The sequence below is a fragment of the Streptomyces platensis genome (assembly GCF_008704855.1).
GTDB lineage: Bacteria > Actinomycetota > Actinomycetes > Streptomycetales > Streptomycetaceae > Streptomyces > Streptomyces platensis.
Map to the genome: position 1 here is coordinate 6928376 of NZ_CP023691.1, position 22733 is coordinate 6951108.

The following is a 22733-nucleotide window of genomic DNA, read 5'->3' on the forward strand; positions in this document are numbered from 1 at the left end:
CGTCCCTCTGGGGCCACCGCCCCGCTCATACGTCACTCCCTCACCCCCCACGGCTCCACCGCACATTCCGTCCCGCTCTCAGGAGGTACCTCATGCGTTTCGCCCACCTCGCCACCACGGCCGCCGCGGTGGCCCTGACACTGGTGGCCGCCAGCGCCTTCGCGTCCGAACCGGACGAGCACAGCGGCAGCCGCACGACGACAGCCGCCTCCGCCACGGCGGCGGACGCCTCGCTGCCGCGGTACGACCACATCGTGGTCGTGCCGTTCGAGAACAAGAACTACGCGTCCATCAAGGGCAGTTCCTCGGCGCCCTACCTCAACTCGCTCGCCCAGCAGGGCGCCCTGTCCGCCAACTCGTTCGGCCTGACCCACCCCAGCCAGCCCAACTACATCGGTCTGTTCTCCGGCTCGATGCAGGGCGTCGACGACGACAGCTGCCCGAACGACTTCTCCAAGGGCAATCTCGGTCAGCAGCTCATCGGCGCGGGCAAGACCTTCAAGGCGTACTCGGAGGGCCTGCCCGAAGCCGGCTACACCGGCTGCAAGAGCGGCAACTACCGCCGTAAGCACGCCCCCTGGGCAGACTTCCCCACGGTCCGCGACTCCGCTCACCACCTGCCGTACTCCAGCTTCCCCTCGGATTACAGCAAGCTGCCGACGGTGTCGTTCGTGGTGCCCGACATGTGCCACGACATGCACGACTGCTCGGTGGGGACCGGGGACTCCTGGCTCAAGGACCACCTCGACGGCTACGCGCAGTGGGCCAAGACCCACAACAGCCTGCTGGTGGTGACCTTCGACGAGGACAACTTCACCTCGGTCAACCAGATCTACACCTCGTTCGTGGGCGCGCACGTGAAGGCCGGCTACGAGTCGAAGCAGCAGATCAACCACTACAGCGTCCTGCGCACGCTGGAGGACATGTACGGGCTGCCGGCGCTCGGCGGCGCGGCGGACAAGGCGCCTCTCAGCGACATCTGGACCGCGGAGTGACCTGATGCCGGCCCGGGGCCGCCGTCGTCACCCGGCGGCGGCCCCGGGCCGGGCGGGCCGGACGGACAGATGGACCTGATGGACCAGTGGGACCAGTTGCAGCAGACCGAGCAGCACGAAAGGCGGCGACCTCGACCGTGTACCTGTCCAGCATCGACCGAGCACCGAAGGACGGGGCGGGCACCGCACCGCGTCCCACCTTCGCGGCCGTCGGGCGCAACGTTCTGGCGCTGGGCGCCGTCAGCCTGATCACCGACATCTCCGCGGAGATGGTCACCGCCGTACTACCCCTCTACTTCGTCCTCACCCTCCAGATGAGCCCGGCCGCCTACGGTCTGATGGACGGGCTCTACACGGGCGCCACCGCTCTGCTGCGCCTGGTGGGCGGCTATGTCGCCGACCGCACCCTGCGCCGCAAGGCGGTCGCCGCCGCGGGATACGGCATCTCGGCGCTCGCCAAACTCGGGCTGGTGGCAGCCGGGTCCTCGGTGGGAGCGCTCGGCGCGGTCATCGTCGGCGACCGGACCGGGAAGGGGCTGCGGAGCGCGCCGCGCGACGCGCTGATCTCCCTCTCGGTGCCCGAGACGGTGCTGGGCCGCGCCTTCGGCCTGCACCGGGCCATGGACAGCGCGGGCGCGTTCGCCGGCCCGCTCGTCGCCCTGGGCCTGCTCTCGCTCATCGGGGCGGCCTCGCCCCGCGCCTTCGACGCGATCTTCATCACCAGCTTCTGTATCGCCGCCCTGGGCGTCGTCGTCCTGCTGGCATTCGCCCGCGACCACCGTGCGGCGCGGCCCACCACCCGTACCGTCAGCCCCCGCGCCGTCGGTGACCTGCTGCGCCGTCGCGGCGTCCGCCGGCTGGTGTACGCGGCCGGCCTGCTGGGACTCGCCACCATCGGCGACGGGTTCGTCTACCTCCAGCTGATGCACCGGCAGAGCGTGCCCGCGGGCTGGTTCCCGCTCTTCGCCGTCGGTACCAATCTCGTCTACCTCCTGCTCGCCGCCCCTCTGGGGGCCCTCGCCGACCGCATCGGCCGCAAGTCCATGCTGATGTGCGGCTACGGCATGCTCTTCGCCGTCTACGTGCTGTTGTGCTCTCCGCTGTCCGGCACGGCCGCCACCGTCCTCACCCTCTGCTGCTACGGCACCTTCTACGCCGCCACCGACGGTGTCCTCATGGCACTCGCCGGCCCCGTCCTGCCGCCCGAACTGCGCACCACCGGGATGGCGTTGGTGCAGACCGTGCAGGCGCTGGCCTATTTCGGCTCGTCCGTCGCGTTCGGGGCTGCCTGGTCGCAGTGGAGCGCCGGCCCCGCCACCGCTGCGGCTGCCTGCGCCGTACTGCTCGCCGTCGCGCTCACCGCGGGGGTCCTGGCCCGTCCCCGTGTCGAGGAGGTCACCGTATGACCCGGCGTCACCCCGTGCTCCTGGTATCCGTGGCCACCGTCGTCCTCGCCGTCCTGGCGACGCTGGCGATCCGCCATGCCGCCCGGCCCACCGCGGCCGCCGGTGCGGCCTCCTCGGTGTCCGTCGCCCCCGGTCCGCGGCTCATCGCCCGCAGCACGGCTCCCGGCACCCGCGACCATCTGATCTCCGTCAGCGCCGACCGGCCCGGGGGACGGCGCCTCACCTCACCGGTCTCCTGCACCCGCGTTTACGCGTCCGGCGGCACCGCCCTGTGCCTGCGCCTGGAAGGCGGTCTGAAGACCTACCAACTCGCCGTTATGGACCGCCACTTGAAGGTCCGGCGGACCCTTCCGCTGGTCGGGGTGCCCAACCGGGCCCGGGTGTCACCCAGTGGCCGTATGGTCGCCTGGACGGTCTTCGTCGCCGGTGACTCCTACAACGGCGGCCGCTTCTCCACCCGGGCCGGCATCCTCGACACCCGTACGCAGCGGCTCGTCCCGACGCTGGAGGACTGGCACGTCACCCTGCACGGCAAGCCCTACACCGCCGTCGACCTCAACATCTGGGGCGTCACCTTCGCCCCTGATGACCGGCACTTCTACGCGACCCTGTCCACCAAGGGGCACCGTTATCTGGTCCGCGGCGACCTCGCACACCGCACCCTGCGCGCGCTCCGGGCGAACGTCGAGTGCCCCTCGCTGTCCCCCGACGGGACCCGTATCGCCTTCAAATCGGCCCGTGACGACCAGCCCTCCCACGGCTGGCGGCTCTCCGTCCTCGATGTGGCCACGAACCGGGTCACGCCCCTGGCCGAGACGCGGTCCGTGGACGACCAGGCGGCCTGGCTCGACGGGCACACCGTGGCCTACGCCCTGCCCAGCGGGCGCGCCCGCGCCGACGTCTGGCGGGTACCGGCCGACGGCTCGGGCACGCCGCGGATGCTGCTGCACGACGCCGATTCGCCGGCGGCCCTCGGCGGGGCGACCTGAGCACGGGTGATCCGACCGCGGCGTGCGTGGCCGTCAGGCGGTAGCGGTGAGGCGCTGGACCCGGACCTCGTCGCGGGTGCGCGGGCAGGTGAGGCAGGTGTCGTCGGGGCGGAGGGTGTAGTACATGCAGCAGCTGGCGCGGTCCCGGGTTGCCAGGGGTTCGCCTCGGGGGCCGGTCAGTGTGCGGAATCCCGCGCTGCCCACGTAGGGGGCGGTGGCGCCGGGCAGCAGGCGTTCCAGTGCGGCCACCGCTCGCGGTTCCTCGCCCAGGAGCTGTGCCACGTGCCAGAGGCCCTCGACGATCTCGTCGGATGCCATGCCCCACAGCGCCCGCGACCCGCGCCGCATCCGGGTGCGGAAGCCCTCCAGGACGGGGCCGAGATGTCCGGCCACCGCGGCCCGGACCTCCGCGCGCAGTGCCTCCTCGTCCGGTACCACCCGGGCGCCGGGCAGCGCCGCCGCCGGATCGTCCGGGAGGCAGGCGAACGCGCTGATGCGCACCGCCATCCGGACCGGCTCGCGCTGCATCGAGACGTCCTGGACGGGCAGCCGCGGGACCCGGCGGTGGAGGAACCAGGGGACGGTGATCAGCAGACAGGCCGGCCAGGCGTAGCGGTGCAGCGCGACGCTCGCGACCACGTCCGGCCGGGCCGGGCGGCCGTGGTCCCGGATGATCTGTGCGTCGTCCCAGGCGAGAAAGGTATCGAGGGTCTCGCCGCCGGCCGCCAGTCCGGCCGCGCAGACCCAGCCGTCGCCGCTGGGCGGTGCCGTGTGCCAGGTGGTCACCCGAAGCCCGGGAAATACCTCGGTGAGCCGGGCGTAGGCCTCGGCGACGGGGGGGGCCGTGGCCGGGGCGGCGAGAACAGAAGTCATGGGGGAGACCACCGAATCGCGATCGTTGACAGGTAAGGCTTACCTTACCCGAAGCTCTACCCGCGTTCGATCGGCGCCAGTCCCGGCAGTCCGGTGAGGTTCCGGGACCGGCGCACGGATTTGTACTGTGGCCCGCGCCGCCTATGGTGCTGGGATACGTCAGGAGGATCCGTCATGGAGCAGGGCACAGTGGAACAGGACTCGGTCGTGCGGGCGTGGGTGCCCGCGCAGCCCGGTCCCGCCGCGCCCCGGCGGCACTCCGTCCGCGGCCAGGTGCTGGCCGCACTGCGCCATGCGCTGGCCGGCGGGGAACTGACCCCGGGCGAGGTCTACTCCGCTCCGGCGCTGGCCGAGCGCTACGGCGTCTCCGCGACCCCGGTCCGCGAGGCCATGCAGCAGCTCGCGTCCGAAGGTGCCGTCGAGGTCGTGCCCAACCGCGGGTTCCGGGTCGCCGAGTGCAGCTCCCGCGACCTCGCCGAGCTGGCCGAGGTCCGCAGGATGCTGGAGGTGCCCGCGATCATCCGGCTGGCGCGGGCGCTGGCCCCGGAGCGCTGGGAGGAGCTGCGCCCGCTCGCCGTGGCGGGCGTGGCCGCCGCCGCCAGCGGGGACCGGGCCGGCTATGCCGAGGCCGACCACGCCTTCCACGTGGCCCTGATGTCGCTCACCGGCAACCGCCGGCTCACCGAGGTCGCCGGCGATCTGCTGCGCCGCGCCCAGTGTCCAGCCGGCGGCTACCGGCTGCGTACGGCCGAGCTGCTGGCCGACGCCTCCGAGCACACGGCGCTGCTCGACGCCCTGGTGGCCCAGGAGTACGCGGTCGTCGAGCGGATCGCCCGCGAGCATGTCTCGGTGGCCCGGCACCCGCACTAGGGAGTGTCGTTCCCGAGCCGCTCAGTCGGGGAGCAGCTCCTCCATGGGCAGCGCCGCGACATCGGCGGCGGGCCGGGAGAGATAGAGCTCGGCGTGGTAGAAGCCGTCGCTCTCCTTGCCCGCGGTGGACAGGCCGAGGTCGGCCAGCGCGTCGAACGTCGCCTTCCGCTCGCCGCCGTCGGCGAACCGGCGCTGCCGGAAGGTACGGGTGGTGAGCTTCTCCGTCACCAGGCCGGCCCGGGCCAGCAGTGCGGAGACGGGCTGGTAGGACACCGTGCGCAGGACGAACGCGGCGACCCATGGCGGCGTGGAGACATGGTCGAAGAGATGACCGAAGGTGCGCGCGGTGATGTAGCCGACGCCGCCGGTGACGGTGATCAGGTCGGTGCCGGCCAGGACCCGCCGCAGCTCCGGGCTCGGCTCGTCGAGTTCCAGGTTCTCCGCGAATCCGTGGTCGAGCAGACCGACCGCCCGGGCATAGGCGACCGCGCGGTCCGCCGCGTCGATGCCAGTGATCCGGAAGGGTGCGTCGTTCCGCCGGGTGGCGAAGAACGTGCGGTCTTCTTCGAGGAGTTGGCGGGTGGTCGGCCTGCCCGCACCGGGTGCGGCGTAGTGGCCGTAGAGGTCCGACAGGGACAGCCGGTGGTTGAGCAGTGCGGCGTTGACCCCGTACGAGCAGCAGAGGTCGACGACGTTCAGTGGTGGGCGGTCGCTCCGGTGCCGCTGGAGGGTCTCGGCCACGGCGCGGAAGACCGCTTGGCCGTGGTGCGGAATCTGGTAGTCCAGGGGGTTCAGTGTGGTGAAGTACCGACGGGGATCCGGGCAGTTGTAAATCGCCTCGAAATCTGCCTTGCCCCAGTCCGTTCCAGCGGTCGTATTCGTCACTCCTGCTGTCATCTATGGCCTCCTGTCAAGGCTGTGCCAGTGGGTGGGGACTCAGCTGGTCCCGGACCAGCATCCAAGTCCCTGCCGCCGCCTCACAGTGCGACTTGCGGCCATTCTCGGGGCCTGTGGGGCCTGATGGAACACCCCTGCCCCCGGCTTCCGCCCATGGTCCCACCTCATGGTTCCCCCGGCTCGTCGACCGCGGGGGCGTCTGGCAACCACCGCGACCCGGCCGATCCGCCGCGAGGACCGTCCAGATCCGGCCATTCGCAACGCGAGGGCGCATGGCCGACGAAGGGGGGTTGACGGCACGGGGAGAAGACGCAGGGCGGCGACAAACGGACGACGGCCAACCACTTGCCGTCGGCGTGTGGTCGGCCGTCGTCCGCGCTTCCCTAGGTCGCCGTGACAGCGGCGGTGGACAGATGGTCGGCGAGCCAGGTGGGGACGCCGCCCATGAGACGGAACAGCCGGGCGGCCTCGGCGCGCAGCCGCGGTGCGTCGGTGTCCGGGACGGCGTCGGCCAGCGCCGCCAGGGCCGGTGCCGTGCCGATGAGGAAGCCCAGCTCCTCGCGGATCCGCAGCGACTCGGCGAAACCGTGCCGGGCCTCCGCCACTTCGCCCTCACGCAGCGCCAGTCCGGCCAGGTGGCGCCAGGTGAAGGACAGCAGCAGGGTGTCGCCGTGCGCGGTGGCGCCGGCGTGCGCGCGGCGGTAGGCGGCGCGTGCCGCGTCCGGGCTGTCGGCGATGTGCTCGGCCATCAGCCCGCGGCGGAAGTCCAGCTGCGGGCGGCCGGGCGCGGCGGGCGCCAGCAGGGCGGCGGCCCGGCCGAGCGCCGAACGCGCCTCGTCGGCCCGGTCGCGGACGCCCAGGACCGTGGCGGCGTAGGCGAGATGGCCCCGCTCGCAGGCCGCGCCGCCGCGCTCGTCGTCGCTGCTCGCCAGGGCCTCGGCGCTGCGCAGCGCGTCTTCCGCCGCGGCCCAGCCGGTGGCCGTGAACATGCAGCGCTCCACCAGGAGCGCGGCGCGACGGAGCGCCGACGGGGCGTGATGAACGGAGTGTGGTTCCAGCAGCGCGGCCGCGTCGTCCCAGCAGCCGCGGGAGCGCAGTCGCCAAACGGCACGGTCGAGGGGGCTGTCCCCCTCGACCGTGCCGTGTGCTGCTTCCTCCGGTGCGGATGCGGGTCCTGGTACCGCGAGCGGTACCGGCTCCGCAGAACTGACGGGATCCACGGGATCCGCGGATCCTGACATGGCGGTATCCGCCACATTGCCCTCCCCTAGCGCGCCATTGAGCTGGAAGTTGCAAGACCGTGGGCGAATCTCAGCACGGATTCCGTCGTGGGGCCAAGGGGGTGAGTGAATGTTTTCACAATCACTGGGTGCACGATCCCGGCAGGGGGCGCGGCGCTGATCGGGCGCGCCCTGCGGCGCTGCGCCGGCCCGCGCCCGTCCGCCGCGGACGGGATGCCGCCCGATCGGATGACCCCGAACGGCGTAGCCGGGGCCCACGGGGTCGGGCCCGTGAACCGGCCCCGGCCGGGCGGGGCCGGGGCGCGTTCAGTGCCTTCCCGCCGTCAGCTCATCCGCAGTGCGAGGAAGAAGTCGAGCTTGTCCTCCAGGCGGGACAGATCGCGGCCGGTCAGCTGCTCGATCCGGCCCACCCGGTAGCGGAGCGTGTTGACGTGCAGGTGGAGGCGGCCGGCGCAGCGGGTCCAGGAGCCGTCGCAGTCCAGGAACGCCTCCAGGGTGGGGATCAGCTCGGCGCGGTGCCTGCGGTCGTAGTCGCGCAGCGGGTCCAGGAGACGGGCGGTGAAGGCCCGGCGGACGTCGTCCGGCACGAACGGCAGCAGCAGCACATGCGAGGCCAGCTCCTCGTGCCCGGCGGCGCAGACCCGGCCCGGACGGGCGGCGGCGACCCGGCGGGCGTGCCGGGCCTCCTCCAGCGCACCGCGCAGCCCCTCGGCCGAGTGCACCGAGGCGCTCACGCCGACGGTCAGCCGCCCGTCGTCCGCCAGACCGCGGCCCAGCGGCGCCTGGACGACGGAGAGCAGCTCCGCGGCGTGCAGACCGGCCGCCGAGGAGTCCCCGGGCTCGTCCGGGACGGGCAGCGGCACCAGTGCCACCGCCTCGTCGCCGGTGTGGGCCACCGCGATCCGGTCGGAGGGCTCCGGACCGAAGGTGCCCGGATCGACCAGCACCTCCTCCAGCAGGCTCTGGGCCACCGGGCCGCCGGGGACGTCGCCGTCCTCCCACTCGACCCTGGCCACCACGATCTGCCAGTGCGGCGCGGTGCCCAGTCCGGGCAGCAGCACCGGGGCCGCCACCCGCAGCCGGGCCGCGATCTCGGCGGGCGGTGCGCCGGTCTGGACGAGCTCCAGCACTTCCTGGGCGAGCCGGCGGCGGACCGTACGGGCCGCGTCGCGCCGGTCGCGTTCCACGGCGATCAGCTGGGTGACGCCGTGCAGCAGGTCGAGGCGCTCCTCGGGCCAGTCACCGGCGTCCGCCTCGACGGCCAGCAGCCAGTCGCTGAGCAGGGTCTGGCGCAGGTCACGGCCGTCGTGGCGGATCGGGAACAGCGAGAACGTGCCGCCCGCGCCCTCCAGGGTGACGCGGTGCGGGCCGCGGCGGCCGCTGCGGGCGGCCGCCAGATGCTCCCCCGCGAGCCGGGCGGCCAGTTCGGTGGACAGCTCGGGCCCGGCGCCGGCCAGCGTCGACCCGGCGATCTGCCGTCCGGTGGGGGAGAGCACCCAGGCCCGCAGATCCAGGTCGGAGCCGAGCAGGTCCAGGACCACCTCCGGGCCGCCACCGGTGGGGCCCGACGTCATCAGCCGCCGGTGACGGTCCACCACGGCCGCGAGGTCCCCGGCCCGTTCGCTGGAGACCTGGCGGACCACATGTTCGGTGATGGAGGCGAAGGAGACGTCCTCGACGACCGAGAACAGCGGCAGCCGGTGCTGGACACAGGCCGCCACCAGGTCGTCCGGGACCGAGCCCAGCTCCGCCTCGCCCGCGGCGAGCCCGGCGACCCCGGCGGCGGCCAGGATGCGGACGAACCGCTCGGAGTCCTCGGGGGCGCGGCGCCAGGCCAGGCCCGTCAGCACCAGTTCGCCGCCGGAGAGGTAGCGGCTGGGGTCGCGCAGGTCGGTGGTCATCACGCCGCGTACGGTGCGGTCCAGCTCGTCCTCGCCCCCCAGCAGCCGCAGGCCCAGGGAGGGGGTGTCCAGGAGTGCGCGGAGCCGCATGACCTCGCCCGCCGTTCTTTGCTGTCTGGTGTTGCCGGTGGAATGCCGCGAGGTTTCAGAGCCTCGTCTTTCGTTCGAATCTACAAGACAGGTGCCGTGGCCAGCCAACCGCTTCATGGTTTCGGTGACTGCACCCGGCGGGTCCGGGGCGCGTTCACTAAGGCTCAACCGTTAACGAGACATGAACGGCTCCATGGCGATGTGAGCGCAGCGTCCTCACCATGAGTAACGAACGACCGATTTCGTAGAAGAGGCCAACCATGGACTTCCTTCGCCCCGCCAGCTGGGAGGAGGCGCTCGCCGCCAAGGCCGAGCACCCTACCGCTGTGCCCATCGCGGGCGGCACGGACGTGATGGTCGAGATCAACTTCGACCATCGCCGCCCCGAGTACCTGCTCGACCTGAACCGCATCGGTGACCTGAGCGAGTGGGAGGTCGGCGACAAGACCGTGCGACTGGGCGCCTCCGTTTCCTACACCCGGATCATGGAGAACCTGCGGGCCGAACTCCCGGGCCTGGCACTGGCCTCGCACACCGTCGCCTCCCCGCAGATCCGCAACCGCGGCGGCGTCGGCGGCAACCTCGGCACCGCCTCCCCGGCCGGCGACGCGCACCCCGCGCTGCTCGCCTCGGGCGGTGCGGTCGAGGTCGAGTCGGTACGCGGCCGCCGGATGATCCCGATCGACGACTTCTACGTGGGCGTCAAGCGCAACGCCATGGAGCCCGACGAGCTGATCCGGTCGGTGCATCTGCCGAAGGCCGACGGGCCGCAGCAGTTCTCCAAGGTCGGCACCCGAAACGCCATGGTGATCGCGGTGTGCGCCTTCGGTATCGCGCTGCACCCGCAGACCCGCACGGTCCGCACCGGTATCGGTTCCGCCGCGCCCACCCCCGTACGGGCCCGCGAGGCCGAGGAGTTCCTCACCGCGGCGCTGGAGGAGGGCGGTTTCTGGGAGTCCGGCAACCCCATTCCGCCGTCCGTCGCCAAGCAGTTCGCGCAGCTCGCCGCCGGCGCCTGCAACCCGATCGACGATGTGCGCGGCAGCGCCGCGTACCGCCGGCACGCGGTCGGCATCATGGCCCGCCGCACCCTCGGCTGGACCTGGGAGTCCTACCGCGGCAAGGAGAGGAGCGCACAGTGCGCGTGACATTCACCGTCAACGGCCGCCGCCAGGAGGCCGACGACGTCTGGGAAGGCGAGAGCCTGCTGTACGTCCTCCGGGAGCGGATGGGCCTGCCGGGCTCCAAGAACGCCTGTGAGCAGGGCGAGTGCGGTTCCTGCACGGTCCGGCTGGACGGTGTGCCGGTGTGCTCCTGTCTGGTCGCCGCGGGCCAGGTGGAGGGCCGTGACGTGGTGACCGTCGAGGGTCTGGCGGACTTCGCCAAGCAGCGCGCCGAGGGCGGCTGTGCCTCCGGTGTCTGCGGCACCGGCCTCGACGAGGCCCAGCAGTGGCAGGCCCGGCCCGCCGGGTCCCGTACCGGCGAGCAGGCCGAACTCGCTCCGATCCAGCAGGCGTTCATCGACGCCGGCGCGGTCCAGTGCGGCTTCTGCACCCCGGGCCTGCTGGTCGCCGCGGACGAGCTGCTGGAGCGCAACGACTCCCCGTCGGACGCCGATATCCGGGAGGCGCTGTCGGGCAACCTGTGCCGCTGCACGGGCTACGAGAAGATCCTCGACGCGGTCCGGCTGGCGGCCGCCCGCGGCGAAAACCGCACCGCCGGACAGGGGGCCTGAGCATCATGACCGGCACACCGCCACGAGCCGCTACCGCTCCGGGCCGTACCCCCACCAACCTCACCCAGGGCGGCCAGACCAAGGCCGGTATCGGCGAGTCCACGCTGCGGCCCGACGGCACCCTCAAGGTGACCGGCGAATTCGCCTACTCCTCGGACATGTGGCACGAGGACATGCTCTGGGGTTTCACCCTGCGCTCCACCGTCGCGCATGCCGAGATCAGGTCGATCGACACCGCCGAGGCCCTCGCGACCCCGGGCGTCTACTCCGTTCTGACCTACGACGACCTGCCCACCGACGTGAAGAACTACGGCCTGGAGATCCAGGACACCCCGGTTCTCGCGCACGGCAAGGTGCGCCACCACGGGGAGCCGGTGGCGCTGGTCGCCGCCGACCACCCGGAGACCGCGCGCCGCGCGGCTGCCAAGATCAAGATCGACTACGCCGAGCTGCCGGTCGTCACCGACGAGGCCTCCGCCACCGCCGAGGGCGCCCCGCTGATCCACGAGAACCGCACCGACCACCACATCGGGCACGTACCGCACCCGAACATCGTCCACCGTCAGCCGATCATCCGCGGCGACGCCGACGAGGCCGCCAAGAAGGCCGATGTCATCGTCTCCGGCGAGTATGTCTTCGGCATGCAGGACCAGGCCTTCCTCGGCCCGGAGTCCGGGCTCGCGGTGCCCGGCGAGGACGGCGGTGTCGATCTCTACGTCGCCACCCAGTGGCTGCACTCCGACCTCCGCCAGATCGCCCCGGTCCTCGGCCTGCCCGAGGAGAAGGTGCGGATGACGCTGTCCGGCGTCGGCGGCGCGTTCGGCGGCCGCGAGGACCTGTCGATGCAGATCCACGCCTGCCTGCTGGCGCTGCGCACCGGCAAGCCCGTCAAGATCGTCTACAACCGGTTCGAGTCCTTCTTCGGACATGTCCACCGGCACCCGGCGAAGCTCTGGTACGAGCACGGCGCCACCAAGGACGGCAAGCTCACCCACCTCAAGTGCCGCATCGTGCTGGACGGCGGCGCCTACGCGTCCGCCTCCCCGGCCGTGGTCGGCAACGCCTCCTCGCTCGCCGTCGGCCCGTATGCCGTCGAGGACGTCGATATCGAGGCCATCGCGCTCTACTCCAACAACCCGCCCTGCGGCGCGATGCGCGGCTTCGGCGCGGTCCAGGCGTGCTTCGCCTACGAGGCGCAGATGGACAAGGTCGCCAAGAAGCTGGGCATGGACCCGGTCGAGTTCCGGCAGCTCAACGCCATGGAGCAGGGCACGCTCATGCCCACGGGCCAGCCGGTCGACTCCCCGGCCCCGGTCGCCGAACTCCTCCGCCGCGTCAAGGCGATGCCGCTCCCGCCGGAGCAGCAGTGGCTGACGGCCGGTGCGGGCGCCGATGTCCGGGCACTGCCCGGCGGCCTGTCCAACACCACCCATGGCGAGGGCGTGGTCCGCGGTGTCGGCTACGCCGTCGGCATCAAGAACGTCGGCTTCTCCGAGGGCTTCGACGACTACTCCACCGCCCGGGTGCGGATGGAGGTCGTCGGCGGCGAGCCGGTCGCCACGGTCCACACCGCGATGGCGGAGGTCGGCCAGGGCGGCGTCACCGTCCACGCCCAGATCGCCCGTACGGAGCTTGGGGTCCAGCAGGTCACCATCCAGCCGGCCGACACCCAGGTGGGCTCGGCGGGTTCGACCTCCGCCTCCCGTCAGACGTACGTCACCGGCGGCGCGGTCAAGAACACCTGTGAGCACGTCCGCGAGCAGGTGCTCGAACTCGGGCGGCGCAAGTTCGGTACGTACCACCCGGCGTGGGCCACCGCCGAACTCCTGCTGGAGGGCGGCAAGGTCGTCACCGACGGCGGTGAGGTGCTGGCCACCCTGGCGGACGTCCTGGAGGACGCGGCGGTCGATCTGGAGCTGGAGTGGCGGCACCGCCCGACCGAGCCCTTCGACCTGCGGACCGGCCAGGGCAACGGCCATGTCCAGTACTCCTTCGCCGCCCACCGCGCGGTCGTCGAGGTGGACACCGAACTCGGCCTGGTCAAGGTCATCGAGCTGGCCTGCGCCCAGGACGTCGGCAAGGCGCTCAACCCGCTGTCCGTGGTCGGCCAGATCCAGGGCGGTACCACCCAGGGCCTGGGCGTGGCGGTGATGGAGGAGATCATCGTCGACCCCAAGACCGCGAAGGTGCGCAACCCGTCCTTCACGGACTACCTCATCCCCACGATTCTCGACACGCCGACCATCCCGGTCGATGTGCTCGAACTCGCCGACGAGCACGCCCCCTACGGGCTGCGCGGTATCGGCGAGGCCCCCACCCTGTCGTCCACCCCGGCCGTCCTCGCGGCGATCCGGAACGCGACCGGGCTGGAGCTCAACAAGACGCCGGTGCGGCCCGAGCACCTCACCGGCACATAGAGAGCCGTCCGGGGGCGACCCCGGACACCGGCCTCCGGGCGGTGCGTGTCAGGGGTGTCCCTGTCCGTCCTCCTCCGCGCACCGCCCGGAGACCGGACCCTCGCAGTAACGCAGTAACGCAGTAACGAAGTGAAGCAGTACGCAGTCGCTGCTCCGGTCCGCCGGTGCAGCACCCCTGATTCGTCTCGGGCCGTCCCCCGGGTCGTGCAGCCGAAGATCCATCCCAAATCTCGCACCCGTGCGAGTGCCCCTGTGAACCTTGGGAGTAAGGCACCATGACCCAGCAGTCCACCGAGCCGAGGACGACGGCGGAAGACGCGGGCGCCGGCTCACGTCAGCCCGCCGGCCGCTCCTGGCTCGACCGGTACTTCCACATATCCGACAGAGGATCGACGGTCGCGCAAGAGGTGCGCGGAGGCATCACCACCTTCATGGCGATGTGCTACATCCTCCTGCTCAACCCGCTGATCCTCTCGACACCGGACGTGGAGAAGCACACCCTCGCGCATGCCGGCGTGGTCACCGCGACCGCGCTCGCCGCGGCGGTCTCCACGCTGCTGATGGGCTTCATCGGCAAGGTGCCGCTGGCGCTCGCGGCCGGTCTGAACGTCTCCGCCGCGCTGACCGCCCAGGTCGTCCCGAACATGACCTGGCCGCAGGCCATGGGGATGTGTGTGGTCTACGGCGTGGTCATCTGCCTGCTGGTGGTGACCGGGCTGCGCGAAATGATCATGAACGCCATCCCGCTCGCGCTCAAGCACGCGATCACCATGGGCATCGGGATGTTCGTCGCGCTGCTGGGGCTGGTGAAGGCCGGTTTCGTGGGCAAGGGGGAGGGCGGCCCGGTCACCCTCGGCCTCAACGGGCAGCTGGCCGGCTGGCCGGTCCTGTTCTTCTGTGTGACGCTGCTGCTGATCTTCATGCTCCAGGCCCGCAAGGTGCCCGGCGCCATCCTCATCGGCATCGTCGTCGGCAGCGTGCTGTCCATCGCCGCCACCAGGATCGGCGGGCTGACGGCCAAGGACTGGGGCGGCACGCCCCCGGACCTGACCGGCAGTGCCGTCGCGATGCCCGACTTCGGCCTCTTCGGCCATGTGGAGTTCGGCGGCTGGGGCTCCATCGGCGCACTCAGCGTCGGCATGATCGTCTTCACCCTGGTGCTGGCCGGCTTCTTCGACGCCATGGCCACCATCATCGGCGTCGGCACCGAGGCCAAGCTCGCCGACGACAAGGGCCGGATGCCGGGCCTGTCCAAGGCGCTGTTCGTGGACGGCGCGGGCGGTGCCATCGGCGGTATCACCGGCTCGTCCGGTCAGACCGTGTTCATCGAGTCGGCGAGCGGTGTCGGCGAGGGGGCCCGGACCGGCCTGTCGTCCGTCATCACCGGCCTGTTCTTCGCGGCCTGCCTGTTCTTCACGCCGCTCACCCAGCTCGTCCCGGCCCAGGTGGCCTCGGCCGCCCTCGTCGTCATCGGCTCGATGATGATGAGCGCCGCCGGTCAGGTGGACTGGCGCGACCGCTCGGTGTCCATCCCGGTCTTCCTGACCGTGGCCCTGATGCCGTTCACCTACAGCATCACCGCGGGCGTCGGCGCCGGTGTCATCTCCTACGCCGCCATCAAGGCGGCGCAGGGCAAGTGGCGCGAGGTCGGCGGCTTCATGTGGGTGCTGACCGCCGTCTTCACCGTCTACTTCTCGCTCCATCCGATCGAGCAGTGGCTGGGCGTCAAGTAACCGCCCGCCTGCTGCCCCCCGTCCGTTAGGAGACCGACATGCTGGACATCGCCGAAGAGCTGCACCGGTGGGTCGAGCAGGGCCGTGAGTTCGCGGTGGCCACCGTGGTGGCCACCAACGGCAGCGCGCCCCGCCAGCCCGGGGCCGCGCTGGCCGTCGACAGTGACGGCACGGCGATCGGGTCGGTCTCCGGCGGATGTGTGGAGGGGGCGGTGTACGAACTGTGCCGACAGGCGCTGGAGACCGGTGAGCCGGTCCTGGAGCGCTTCGGCTACAGCGACGAGGACGCCTTCGCCGTGGGCCTGACCTGCGGCGGCATCATCGACATCCTCGTCCAGCCGATACGCACGAGCGCCCCCGCGACCACCGGTGACGGCGGCTTCGCGGGGGAGCGGGCGGACCGCACCGCCGCCACGCTCGCCGCCGGGCTGGCCGCCGCCGCGTCCGGAGAGGCGGCGGCGCTCGCCCGGGTCGTCCAGGGCCCCGCCGGACTCCTCGGCCGCGCCCTGCTGGTGCGCGCCGACGGCAGCCACACCGGCACCCTCGGCGGCCACCCCGCCCTCGACCACACCGCCATCGAGGAGACCCGCGCCCTGCTGGACGCCGGGCGCACCACCAGCCTGGAGATCGGCACGGGCTTCGCGCCCGGCGAGGAAGCGGAGAGCGAGGACGGCGCGCAACGGAGCGGATCGCGCTGCGGCCAGCCCGTGGTCCTGCTCGTCGAGTCCTCGGTCCCGGCGCCCCGCATGATCGTCTTCGGTGCCATCGACTTCGCCGCCGCGCTGGTCAGGGTCGGCAAGTTCCTCAACTACCACGTCACGGTGTGCGACGCCCGCCCCGTCTTCGCCACCAGGGCGCGCTTCCCGGACGCCGACGAGATCGTCGTCGACTGGCCGCACCGCTACCTGGACGCCCAGCAGCTCGACTCCCGCACGGTGCTGTGCGTGCTGACCCACGACGCCAAGTTCGACGTACCGCTGCTGGAGCGGGCGCTCCGGCTCCCGGTCGCCTACGTCGGCGCGATGGGCTCGCGCCGCACCCACCTGGACCGCCAGCAGCGGCTGCGGGACGTCGGCCTGACCGAACTCGAACTGAACCGCCTGCGCTCACCCATCGGCCTCGACCTCGGCGCCCGCACGCCGGAGGAAACCGCCCTCTCCATCGCCGCCGAAATCGTCGCCAACCGCCGCGGCGGCACCGGCATCCCGCTGACCGGCGCGCATACGCCCATCCATCACGACACGGGGCGGACGCTGGGCCGGATCGGGTCGGTGGCTTGAGGCGGCGGGGACTTGAGCGCGTGCTGCTGGGGGCGGCCCCGCCCCCGCCGCAAAAACAAGGTGAAGCTCCCCGGGTGCCGGGTTAGCGTCCCCGGGTGACCAGTGACGACGACGCGCGCGCGACCACGGCCATCCGGGACATCCCCGAGGCCGACCTCGACCAGGCCCTGGACCTGGTCCACCTCGCCTTCCATCTCAAGTCCGCCGAGAAGACCCGCGAGTACTACCGCAGGACCCTGCGCGCCTGCACCCGTATCGGTGCCTACGACGACGGACGGCTGAGCGGGGTGGCCGGCGCGCACCGCGTCACCCTCACCGTGCCCGGCGGCCAACTCCCCTGCGCTGCACTGGACTTCGTCTCCGTCGCGCCCACGCACCGGCGCCGCGGAATCCTCACCGGGATGCTGGACGAGCTCTGGCGCCGCTGCGCCGCCGAGGAGCGGCCGGTGTCCTGCCTCTGGGCGTCCGAGAGCGCCATCTACGGCCGCTTCGGCTACGGCGCCGCCACCGAGTCGTACCGCATCGAGATCGACTCCTCGCGCCCGCTCGCGGTCCGGATCACCCCCGACAGCCGCCCGCTGCGGCTGCTCGACCCGGCCGACGCGCCCACCGTGCTCGCCCCGCGCTACGACGCGACCCTGCCGCAGCGCGCCGGCCGCTTCCTCCGCGACGCGGCGTGGTGGCGCGAGCATGTGCTGGACCTGGACGGGTCGCGCGGCGGCGACGACCGGGACGGCTTCGGCGCGGCGCGGGTGGTGGCGCTGGGCGACCCGGGCGAGACACCCGCCGGCTATGCCGTCTACCGCACCCGCGGCCCGGGCGAGAACCGCCCCGGAGCGGTCCTCGTCGACGAACTGGAAGCGGAGTCCGCCCCCGTGGCCGCCGCCCTGTGGTCGTACCTCGCCTCGATCGACCTCACCTCGACGGTACGCATCCCGGCCCGCCCCGCCGATGACCCGCTCCTGCACCTCGCCGCCGACCGCGACCAGGTACGCGTCACCGGCCAGGAACCCTCCCTGTGGCTCCGGCTCGTCGACGTCCGCGCCGCGCTGACCGCCCGTTCCTGGGCGGCCCCCGTCGACCTCGTCCTCGACCTGTGCGACCCCGCCCTCCCGGCCAACGCGGGCCGCTTCCGCCTGACCGCCGGCCCCGACGGCGCCACCTGGCACCCCACCACCGACGCCCCCGACCTCTCCCTGGACGTAAGGGAGTTGGCCTCCTGCTACCTCGGCGCCACCCCCCTGCGCCACTTCGTCCACGCCGGCCTCGCCACCGAACACACCCCGGACGCGGCCCGCCACCTGGACGCCGCGTTGGCGACCGAGTGGCTGCCGTTCACCGGGGAGAACTACTGAGCTCGTCGTTGCACCAGGGCGCGCGGGCCGGGGGACCGGCCCGACGCAACAAATCGCTTGCCGGTCGGACCACCGCTCAGAATCATGACCACGGTGAGCGACATACCTGAGCGGTGGAGCAAGGCCGGCGTCTACCCCGACATGTGGGCGGACCCCGATGAGGACCCTCGCGAGAAAGATGGCGCCAGTCCGGAAGGTGAGCTGGCGACCTTGCAGGACTACCTGTCGGGCTATCGACTGACCCTGCGGATGAAGTGCGACGGGTTGGACCCGGAGCAACTGGCGCGCCGCTCGGTGCCGCCGTCGACCATGTCCTTGCTGGGGCTGGTCCGCCACCTCGCCGAGGTGGAGCGGGACTGGCGCAACTGGATCGTGCCGGGAGACCCGGCACCGAAGCTGTACGGCGCGGACGACGGCGACTTCGAGGGAGCCGTAGCGGAGCAGGAGGTGGTCGAGGGCGCCTTCGCCGACCTCGAACGCGAACAGGCGGCCACCGATGCGGCGTTCGCCGAGCATCGGGATCTGGGCGCGCGGGTGGGGCACGACAACAACCCTGTCCGCGCGCTGTGGGTCCACCGGATCGAGGAGTACGCCCGCCACTGCGGTCACGCCGACCTGCTGCGGGAATGCGTGGACGGCCGGGTCGGGCAGTAGCGCACTCGGGCGGCGCACGCTAGCGGTAGCAAGGGCACGGCGGGGCCGGGCGGCCTGCGGGCGGCGGTGTGACCGCCGCCGGCCGACTTCAGACAGCGGTCTCACCGGCCAGGACCGGTGAGACCGTCTCACCGAGGCGGACGCTGAGCTGAGCCCCCAACTCCTGAAAGCCCAGGGCAAGCGCCACACACTTCGACGCATTCGCCCGCGCTCGCCATTGCGGGAGCAGCCCCGCAGCAAGCGCATGCGCCACCGCCGCAGACGCCACGACCCGCGCCAGCCCCCGCCCTCGCTGCCCCGGCGCAACCAGCACACTCAGGTGAGCCACCGACCGCGGCCACGTCTGATACCCGGCGGCGGCCACCACGTCGTCAGACTCGCTGAGGACGAATGCGGGAGAGGTGATGTCCACCAAGCCACTTTCGTCGGTGTCCTCTTCACCAGCACCGGCCAGGAGCGCGGACAACCCATCGTGGTCGTGCACCGCCTCCTCCACAACGACGCCCCCTCGCACAGGAAGGAAGTCGGCGCGGTCGAGATAGCAGAGGGACGCAGGACCGAGTACGTCGAGGACGGGCAGCACTGCACGCAGGCGATCCGGGTCGACGAGCTCCTCAGGGGACAGCGTGCTGGCGCCCGCCATCAGTTCGGCAGCCCGCCTGCTCGGCACGGTGACGACGCCGGCTCGTCCGAGGACCACGATCCCGGTCCACCACGGCGGACACAGTCGCGAGCCGGGAGAGACCACCACGTTCGCCCCCTCAGAGGAGGGGAATTCCACTGGTTCTGCCGCCAGTTCGGTCCACGGCTCCCGGGCCCGGGCAAGTAAGAATTCGCTGGTCACGGCCGTATCGTGCCCGACCTCGTGTCGGTGCCCGAGTCCATGTCCACGTCCGTGCCCATGTCCGCGCCCCCGCCCCGCCGCGACCGAAGCGCCGCCATCACCAGTACGTCGTGCCATGCGCCGTCCCAGTAGAGGGCCTCGCGCAGGCGGCCCTCCACCTCGAAGCCGCACTTTTCGTAGGCGCGCCGAGCGCGCGGGTTGTAGTCGAAGACCTCCAGCTGTACCCGGTGCAGGCCCACCCGGTCGAAGGCGTAGTCGAGCAGCAGGCGGATCGCCTCGCTGCCGATGCCGCGGTCGGTGGCGTCCGGGACCAGGGCGATCCGGAAGCTGCCGTGGGCGTTCGGCGGATCGATCTCGTTCAGGGCGAGTTCGCCGAGGAAGTCACCGGTCTCGCGGTCCTCGATGGCGAGGTCCAGACGGTCCGCGCGGTCGGCGCTGCCGGCGCACCACCTCTGCAACTCCTCCAGCGTGAAGTCATGGTGGCTGCCGGTCAGCCGGCGCGTCTCCGGGTCCTGGCAGGAGGTGTGGAAGGCGGCCGCATGCCGTATGGACAGCGGGGCGAGACGGACCCGGGGGCCGGTGAGCACCGGCTTCTCGGAGAGTGCGGTGGCATCGATCATGGGGGGATGATGTCCGGGCGGCGGTACCGCTGCAAGGCAATTGTGCGGCCGGGGTGTGCCGCCCGGAGTGAGGGGAACGGCCGGGCCCGGGGGGAGTGGGCCGGCCGTGAGGGGAGAGGTGTGGAGCTGCGGCAGGTGCGGTACTTCGTCACGGTGGCGCAGGAGCTGCATTTCGGGCGGGCGGCGGAGCGGCTGCATATCGTCCAGTCGGCGGTGAGCCAGCAGATCCGGCGGCTGGAGCGGGAGTTGAAGGCCGAGCTGTTCGACCGGTCGGCCCGCCAGGTGCGGCTGACGGCTGTCGGCGAGCGGTTCCTGCCGGAGGCGCGGGCGCTGCTCGCCGCCGAGGAGCGGGCCCGTGCCGCCGTCGCCGAGCTGACCGGCGGACGGGGTGCCACCCTGCGCCTGGGGACGAGCACGGGTCTGGGCGCCCACCTGGACCGGGTGCTGGACACACTGGCCCGGCTCGCCCCGGAGACCCGGGTGGAGCTGGTGGCCGTACGGGCCCGGGACCGGCTCGACCGGGTGGTGGCCGGGGAGCTGGACGCCGCGTTCCTCCGTGGTGAGCCGGATGACACCGGCCGGGACGGGCTGCGCTTCGTCCCGCTGTGGCAGGACCCGCTGGTGGCGGTCGTCCCGGCCCGGCATCCCATGGCGGCCGCACCCGGCCCGGTCGCGCTCGCCGACCTCGGGCCCCTCCCGCTGGTGCTGACCGCGCGCCGCAACAACCGGGCCCTGGTCGACCTGGTCGTCAACGCTTGCCACGACGCCGGCTTCGTCCCCGTACCGGGCCCCGCCTATGGCTCGTTGGACGACACCCTGACCGCGATCGGCGCCCGCGGCCCGGCGGACGGACTGTGGACCGTCGTCTATGCCTCGCACGCCCGCCGGCTGAGCACTCCCCGGGTCGCCTTCCGCCCGTTCCGCGACCCGGGCATGGAGCTCACCACCTCCCTCGCGGTGCGGTGGACCGACCCGCCCGCCGGGGTGGATCCGCTGCTGCGGGCCTGTGCGGCGCCGGACGGGAGCGAGGCGCTCGATCTCGATCGGTGATCGCTGTGTGCACGATCCGCTTCTTGGTCGCACGGGCCGTTCGCGATGGACTGAGGTCACGCCGGTCAACCACCGGAAACCCGGGGAAAACCCGGGAACCCCAGGCCGGGTAGCGCCGTGAACCTCTGCGTTCTCGCCTACCCAACGGCCTTTCTCCGCAAGGGAGTTCCACCATGCCCACAGTCACCGTGCAGCAGGGCCCGCGCAGCGTCGAGCTGAAGCGGGAGCTCGTCAAGCAGATCACCGACGCGTTCGTGGACGCGTACCGCATCCCCGCCGAGACCGTGACGGTCTGGATCCAGGAAGTCCCCACCGACAGCTGGGGCGCGGCGGGCACCCTGACCGCCGACAAGTAGCCGCTGGGTGGGCGGGCCGGCCTTCACGGGGGAGGGCCGGACCGCCTGGACGCTGCGGGACCACCGAAGGTGAGGAGCGGCTGGCGGGATTCACTGTTCCGCCGGCCGCTCTTCCGTATGAGACTGCCTCGTCGACATCGCACCTTCAAAGCCCCAAGGAAGACATGAGCGACAGTTCTCCTCTCGCACGGCCCGAGACCAAAGACTCCGTCCGAGGCGAAGCCTGGCCGGTGGTCCCGCTCGCTGTCGCCCTGCTGCTGTTGCACACCCTGGGGGACCGGACGTGGGCGTATGTGACCGCGGCAGTGGTCGGCGGCATCGGCCTGCTGGCTTCCGTGATCGCTCTGGTCGAGTGCGTAGGCGCCGTTAGAAGAGGGGTGGCGTGGACCAGTGCTGCCTGGGTGATGGCCGTTCTGATGGTGGCCGGTTGTGCGGTCGTCCACCGGTTGATCGTGGCGTGACGCCGGACATGAACCTTGGCAAGTTGCTGCCGGCCGCCCGACCATAATGTGATCCGCCCGCGCCTGCCCATCACGTACCCCCCGCCCGCCCTACGGCAGCACCCCCACCCGCCGCGCCGCGATTACCGCCTGGAGGCGGGTGTGGGCGCCCAGCTTCCGCATGACGGAGCGGAGATAGCTCTTCACGGTTTCCGGGCGGAGGCCCAGGCGCTCCGCCACCTCCGCGTTGGTGGCGCCGGACGCGACGCAGGCCAGTACGTCCAGTTCGCGTGGTGCGAGGGCGGGGGCCGGGCCGTCCGTGCCGGGGCGAGGGGAGGAGGCCGTCACGAGGCGTCCGCATGCCGCCAGGAGCTGCTGTCGCAGCAGGGGGTCGCCGACCTGCTGGGCCAGGCCGCGCAGCTCGCCGTGTGCCTCGCGGACCTCTTCCCAGCGGGCCGGGTCGTCGGCGGTGGGTTGGCGTGACACGGACAGCAGCCGTGCGGCCTCGTCCTGGAGCAGTAGGGCCTGCTCCAGTTCCCGTGCCACCTCCATGGCCGCCGAGAGCGGGCGGTCGCCGAGCCGTACCGGGCGGCGCAGCGCCCCGTACAGCACGCCGCGCACCCGGCGCCGGACGATCACCGGTACGGCGAGCACCGAGCGCAGCCCCTCGGCGGCCACCGCCGCGTCGTACTCATGGCTGATCACCGATGAGGCGCTGTAGTCGGTCACCGCGAGCGGGCGGGACAGTGCCACGGCCTTCCCGCCCAGCCCGTTGCCCCGCACGATGTCCAGGCCGCGCAGCACCGCGGTCTCCGTACCGGCCAGCTCATTGATGCGATAGCACCCCGCACCGGCCCGCAGACCGCCGAACGCCACCGGCAGCCCGCTGTCCCGCCGCAGCCGCGACAGCGCCGCCCGTACGTCCACCGTCTCGTTCGCCCCCGGCTCGCGCCGCACGCCGAAACCTCCGCTTCCCCCCATTCGGGG

General features: G+C 72.1%; 21 protein-coding genes. 14 read left to right on the plus strand and 7 right to left on the minus strand.

Translation table 11 applies throughout. The features are described 5' to 3' along the window. The first annotated feature begins 92 nt into the window (after nt 1–92). From CP981_RS30540 to CP981_RS30550, 3 genes are all read left to right on the plus strand, one after another. On the plus strand, nt 93–995 hold the full coding sequence (locus CP981_RS30540) for an alkaline phosphatase family protein (protein WP_085923889.1): 903 nt from the start codon (nt 93–95) through the stop codon (nt 993–995). A 137-nt stretch (nt 996–1132) separates the two neighbouring features. Next, the gene (locus tag CP981_RS30545) at nt 1133–2401 is read left to right on the plus strand and encodes an MFS transporter (protein ID WP_085923890.1); all 1269 of its coding nucleotides are present in this window, start codon (nt 1133–1135) and stop codon (nt 2399–2401) included. Continuing rightward, nucleotides 2398–3390, plus strand: a complete 993-nt coding sequence (locus CP981_RS30550) for a TolB-like translocation protein (RefSeq protein WP_085923891.1) — start codon at nt 2398–2400, stop codon at nt 3388–3390. Before CP981_RS30545 ends, CP981_RS30550 begins: the two co-directional genes overlap by 4 nt. Before the next feature lie 33 nt (nt 3391–3423). Here the strand turns inward: CP981_RS30550 and CP981_RS30555 are convergent, their stop codons facing one another. Next, nucleotides 3424–4263: a (2Fe-2S)-binding protein gene (locus CP981_RS30555; protein WP_085923892.1), complete on the minus strand. Its 840-nt coding sequence runs from the start codon at nt 4261–4263 to the stop codon at nt 3424–3426. A 174-nt stretch (nt 4264–4437) separates the two neighbouring features. Between CP981_RS30555 and CP981_RS30560 the strand changes: the two genes are divergently transcribed. After that, the gene (locus CP981_RS30560; RefSeq protein ID WP_085923893.1) at nt 4438–5133 is read left to right on the plus strand and encodes a GntR family transcriptional regulator; all 696 of its coding nucleotides are present in this window, start codon (nt 4438–4440) and stop codon (nt 5131–5133) included. A gap of 21 nt (nt 5134–5154) precedes the next feature. On the opposite strand, the gene CP981_RS30565 is transcribed toward CP981_RS30560, so the two are convergent. From CP981_RS30565 to CP981_RS30575, 3 genes are all read right to left on the minus strand, one after another. Beyond that, nucleotides 5155–6030, minus strand: a complete 876-nt coding sequence (locus CP981_RS30565; protein WP_244329855.1) for a hypothetical protein — start codon at nt 6028–6030, stop codon at nt 5155–5157. 383 nt (nt 6031–6413) lie between these two features. Beyond that, on the minus strand, nt 6414–7271 hold the full coding sequence (locus CP981_RS30570) for a hypothetical protein (protein ID WP_244329856.1): 858 nt from the start codon (nt 7269–7271) through the stop codon (nt 6414–6416). A gap of 323 nt (nt 7272–7594) precedes the next feature. Next, the gene (locus CP981_RS30575) at nt 7595–9262 is read right to left on the minus strand and encodes a PucR family transcriptional regulator (RefSeq protein WP_085923895.1); all 1668 of its coding nucleotides are present in this window, start codon (nt 9260–9262) and stop codon (nt 7595–7597) included. Between the two features lie 260 nt (nt 9263–9522). Here CP981_RS30575 and CP981_RS30580 point away from each other — a divergent pair, with 260 nt between their 5' ends. The 7 genes from CP981_RS30580 to CP981_RS30610 all read left to right on the plus strand — a co-directional run bounded on the left by CP981_RS30580 (nt 9523) and on the right by CP981_RS30610 (nt 18436). Then, nucleotides 9523–10410 carry an FAD binding domain-containing protein gene (locus CP981_RS30580; RefSeq protein ID WP_085923896.1) on the plus strand — a complete coding sequence of 296 codons (888 nt, stop codon included), beginning with the start codon at nt 9523–9525 and terminating at the stop codon, nt 10408–10410. Beyond that, on the plus strand, nt 10401–10997 hold the full coding sequence (locus CP981_RS30585) for a (2Fe-2S)-binding protein (RefSeq protein ID WP_085923897.1): 597 nt from the start codon (nt 10401–10403) through the stop codon (nt 10995–10997). The genes CP981_RS30580 and CP981_RS30585 overlap by 10 nt, the downstream gene beginning before the upstream one ends. A gap of 5 nt (nt 10998–11002) precedes the next feature. After that, nucleotides 11003–13414: a xanthine dehydrogenase family protein molybdopterin-binding subunit gene (locus CP981_RS30590; protein ID WP_085923898.1), complete on the plus strand. Its 2412-nt coding sequence runs from the start codon at nt 11003–11005 to the stop codon at nt 13412–13414. A 275-nt stretch (nt 13415–13689) separates the two neighbouring features. After that, the gene (locus CP981_RS30595) at nt 13690–15147 is read left to right on the plus strand and encodes an NCS2 family permease (protein ID WP_085923899.1); all 1458 of its coding nucleotides are present in this window, start codon (nt 13690–13692) and stop codon (nt 15145–15147) included. A gap of 38 nt (nt 15148–15185) precedes the next feature. Beyond that, a complete protein-coding gene (locus CP981_RS30600; protein WP_085923900.1) occupies nt 15186–16427 on the plus strand; it encodes an XdhC family protein in 1242 nt (413 codons plus the stop codon). Nucleotides 16428–16522: 95 nt separating this feature from the next. After that, entirely contained in the window at nt 16523–17782 is a 1260-nt protein-coding gene (locus CP981_RS30605; protein ID WP_208853000.1) for a GNAT family N-acetyltransferase, read from the plus strand. A gap of 84 nt (nt 17783–17866) precedes the next feature. Then, nucleotides 17867–18436: a DinB family protein gene (locus CP981_RS30610; protein WP_085923901.1), complete on the plus strand. Its 570-nt coding sequence runs from the start codon at nt 17867–17869 to the stop codon at nt 18434–18436. A gap of 88 nt (nt 18437–18524) precedes the next feature. Here CP981_RS30610 and CP981_RS30615 read toward each other — a convergent pair whose 3' ends face one another. Then, on the minus strand, nt 18525–19280 hold the full coding sequence (locus tag CP981_RS30615; protein ID WP_085923902.1) for a GNAT family N-acetyltransferase: 756 nt from the start codon (nt 19278–19280) through the stop codon (nt 18525–18527). Further along, on the minus strand, nt 19277–19900 hold the full coding sequence (locus tag CP981_RS30620; protein WP_085923903.1) for a GNAT family N-acetyltransferase: 624 nt from the start codon (nt 19898–19900) through the stop codon (nt 19277–19279). Before CP981_RS30620 ends, CP981_RS30615 begins: the two co-directional genes overlap by 4 nt. 120 nt (nt 19901–20020) lie before the next feature. On the opposite strand from CP981_RS30620, the gene CP981_RS30625 reads away from it, so the two are divergent. The 3 genes from CP981_RS30625 (at nt 20021) to CP981_RS30635 (ending at nt 21767) form a co-directional block, all read left to right on the plus strand. Further along, nucleotides 20021–20950, plus strand: coding sequence for a LysR family transcriptional regulator (locus CP981_RS30625; RefSeq protein WP_085923904.1), 930 nt, complete (start codon nt 20021–20023; stop codon nt 20948–20950). 125 nt (nt 20951–21075) lie between these two features. Then, on the plus strand, nt 21076–21306 hold the full coding sequence (gene dmpI / locus CP981_RS30630; protein WP_280117071.1) for a 4-oxalocrotonate tautomerase DmpI: 231 nt from the start codon (nt 21076–21078) through the stop codon (nt 21304–21306). Nucleotides 21307–21470: 164 nt separating this feature from the next. Then, nucleotides 21471–21767: a hypothetical protein gene (locus CP981_RS30635; RefSeq protein WP_085923905.1), complete on the plus strand. Its 297-nt coding sequence runs from the start codon at nt 21471–21473 to the stop codon at nt 21765–21767. A gap of 90 nt (nt 21768–21857) precedes the next feature. Here CP981_RS30635 and CP981_RS30640 read toward each other — a convergent pair whose 3' ends face one another. After that, entirely contained in the window at nt 21858–22727 is an 870-nt protein-coding gene (locus tag CP981_RS30640) for a helix-turn-helix domain-containing protein (protein ID WP_085923906.1), read from the minus strand. Nucleotides 22728–22733: the final 6 nt, after the last annotated feature.

Excerpts from the sequence above, each read along its gene's own strand:
- CP981_RS30540 (WP_085923889.1), top strand. The coding sequence starts at position 93 with ATGCGTTTCGCCCACCTCGCCACCACGGCCGCCGCGGTGGCCCTGACA.
- CP981_RS30550 (WP_085923891.1), top strand. The coding sequence starts at position 2,398 with ATGACCCGGCGTCACCCCGTGCTCCTGGTATCCGTGGCCACCGTCGTC.
- CP981_RS30555 (WP_085923892.1), bottom strand. The coding sequence starts at position 4,263 with ATGACTTCTGTTCTCGCCGCCCCGGCCACGGCCCCCCCCGTCGCCGAG.
- CP981_RS30560 (WP_085923893.1), top strand. The coding sequence starts at position 4,438 with ATGGAGCAGGGCACAGTGGAACAGGACTCGGTCGTGCGGGCGTGGGTG.
- CP981_RS30565 (WP_244329855.1), bottom strand. The coding sequence starts at position 6,030 with ATGACAGCAGGAGTGACGAATACGACCGCTGGAACGGACTGGGGCAAG.
- CP981_RS30570 (WP_244329856.1), bottom strand. The coding sequence starts at position 7,271 with ATGTCAGGATCCGCGGATCCCGTGGATCCCGTCAGTTCTGCGGAGCCG.
- CP981_RS30575 (WP_085923895.1), bottom strand. The coding sequence starts at position 9,262 with ATGCGGCTCCGCGCACTCCTGGACACCCCCTCCCTGGGCCTGCGGCTG.
- CP981_RS30580 (WP_085923896.1), top strand. The coding sequence starts at position 9,523 with ATGGACTTCCTTCGCCCCGCCAGCTGGGAGGAGGCGCTCGCCGCCAAG.
- CP981_RS30590 (WP_085923898.1), top strand. The coding sequence starts at position 11,003 with ATGACCGGCACACCGCCACGAGCCGCTACCGCTCCGGGCCGTACCCCC.
- CP981_RS30595 (WP_085923899.1), top strand. The coding sequence starts at position 13,690 with ATGACCCAGCAGTCCACCGAGCCGAGGACGACGGCGGAAGACGCGGGC.
- CP981_RS30600 (WP_085923900.1), top strand. The coding sequence starts at position 15,186 with ATGCTGGACATCGCCGAAGAGCTGCACCGGTGGGTCGAGCAGGGCCGT.
- CP981_RS30610 (WP_085923901.1), top strand. The coding sequence starts at position 17,867 with ATGACCACGGTGAGCGACATACCTGAGCGGTGGAGCAAGGCCGGCGTC.
- CP981_RS30620 (WP_085923903.1), bottom strand. The coding sequence starts at position 19,900 with ATGATCGATGCCACCGCACTCTCCGAGAAGCCGGTGCTCACCGGCCCC.
- CP981_RS30635 (WP_085923905.1), top strand. The coding sequence starts at position 21,471 with ATGAGCGACAGTTCTCCTCTCGCACGGCCCGAGACCAAAGACTCCGTC.
- CP981_RS30640 (WP_085923906.1), bottom strand. The coding sequence starts at position 22,727 with ATGGGGGGAAGCGGAGGTTTCGGCGTGCGGCGCGAGCCGGGGGCGAAC.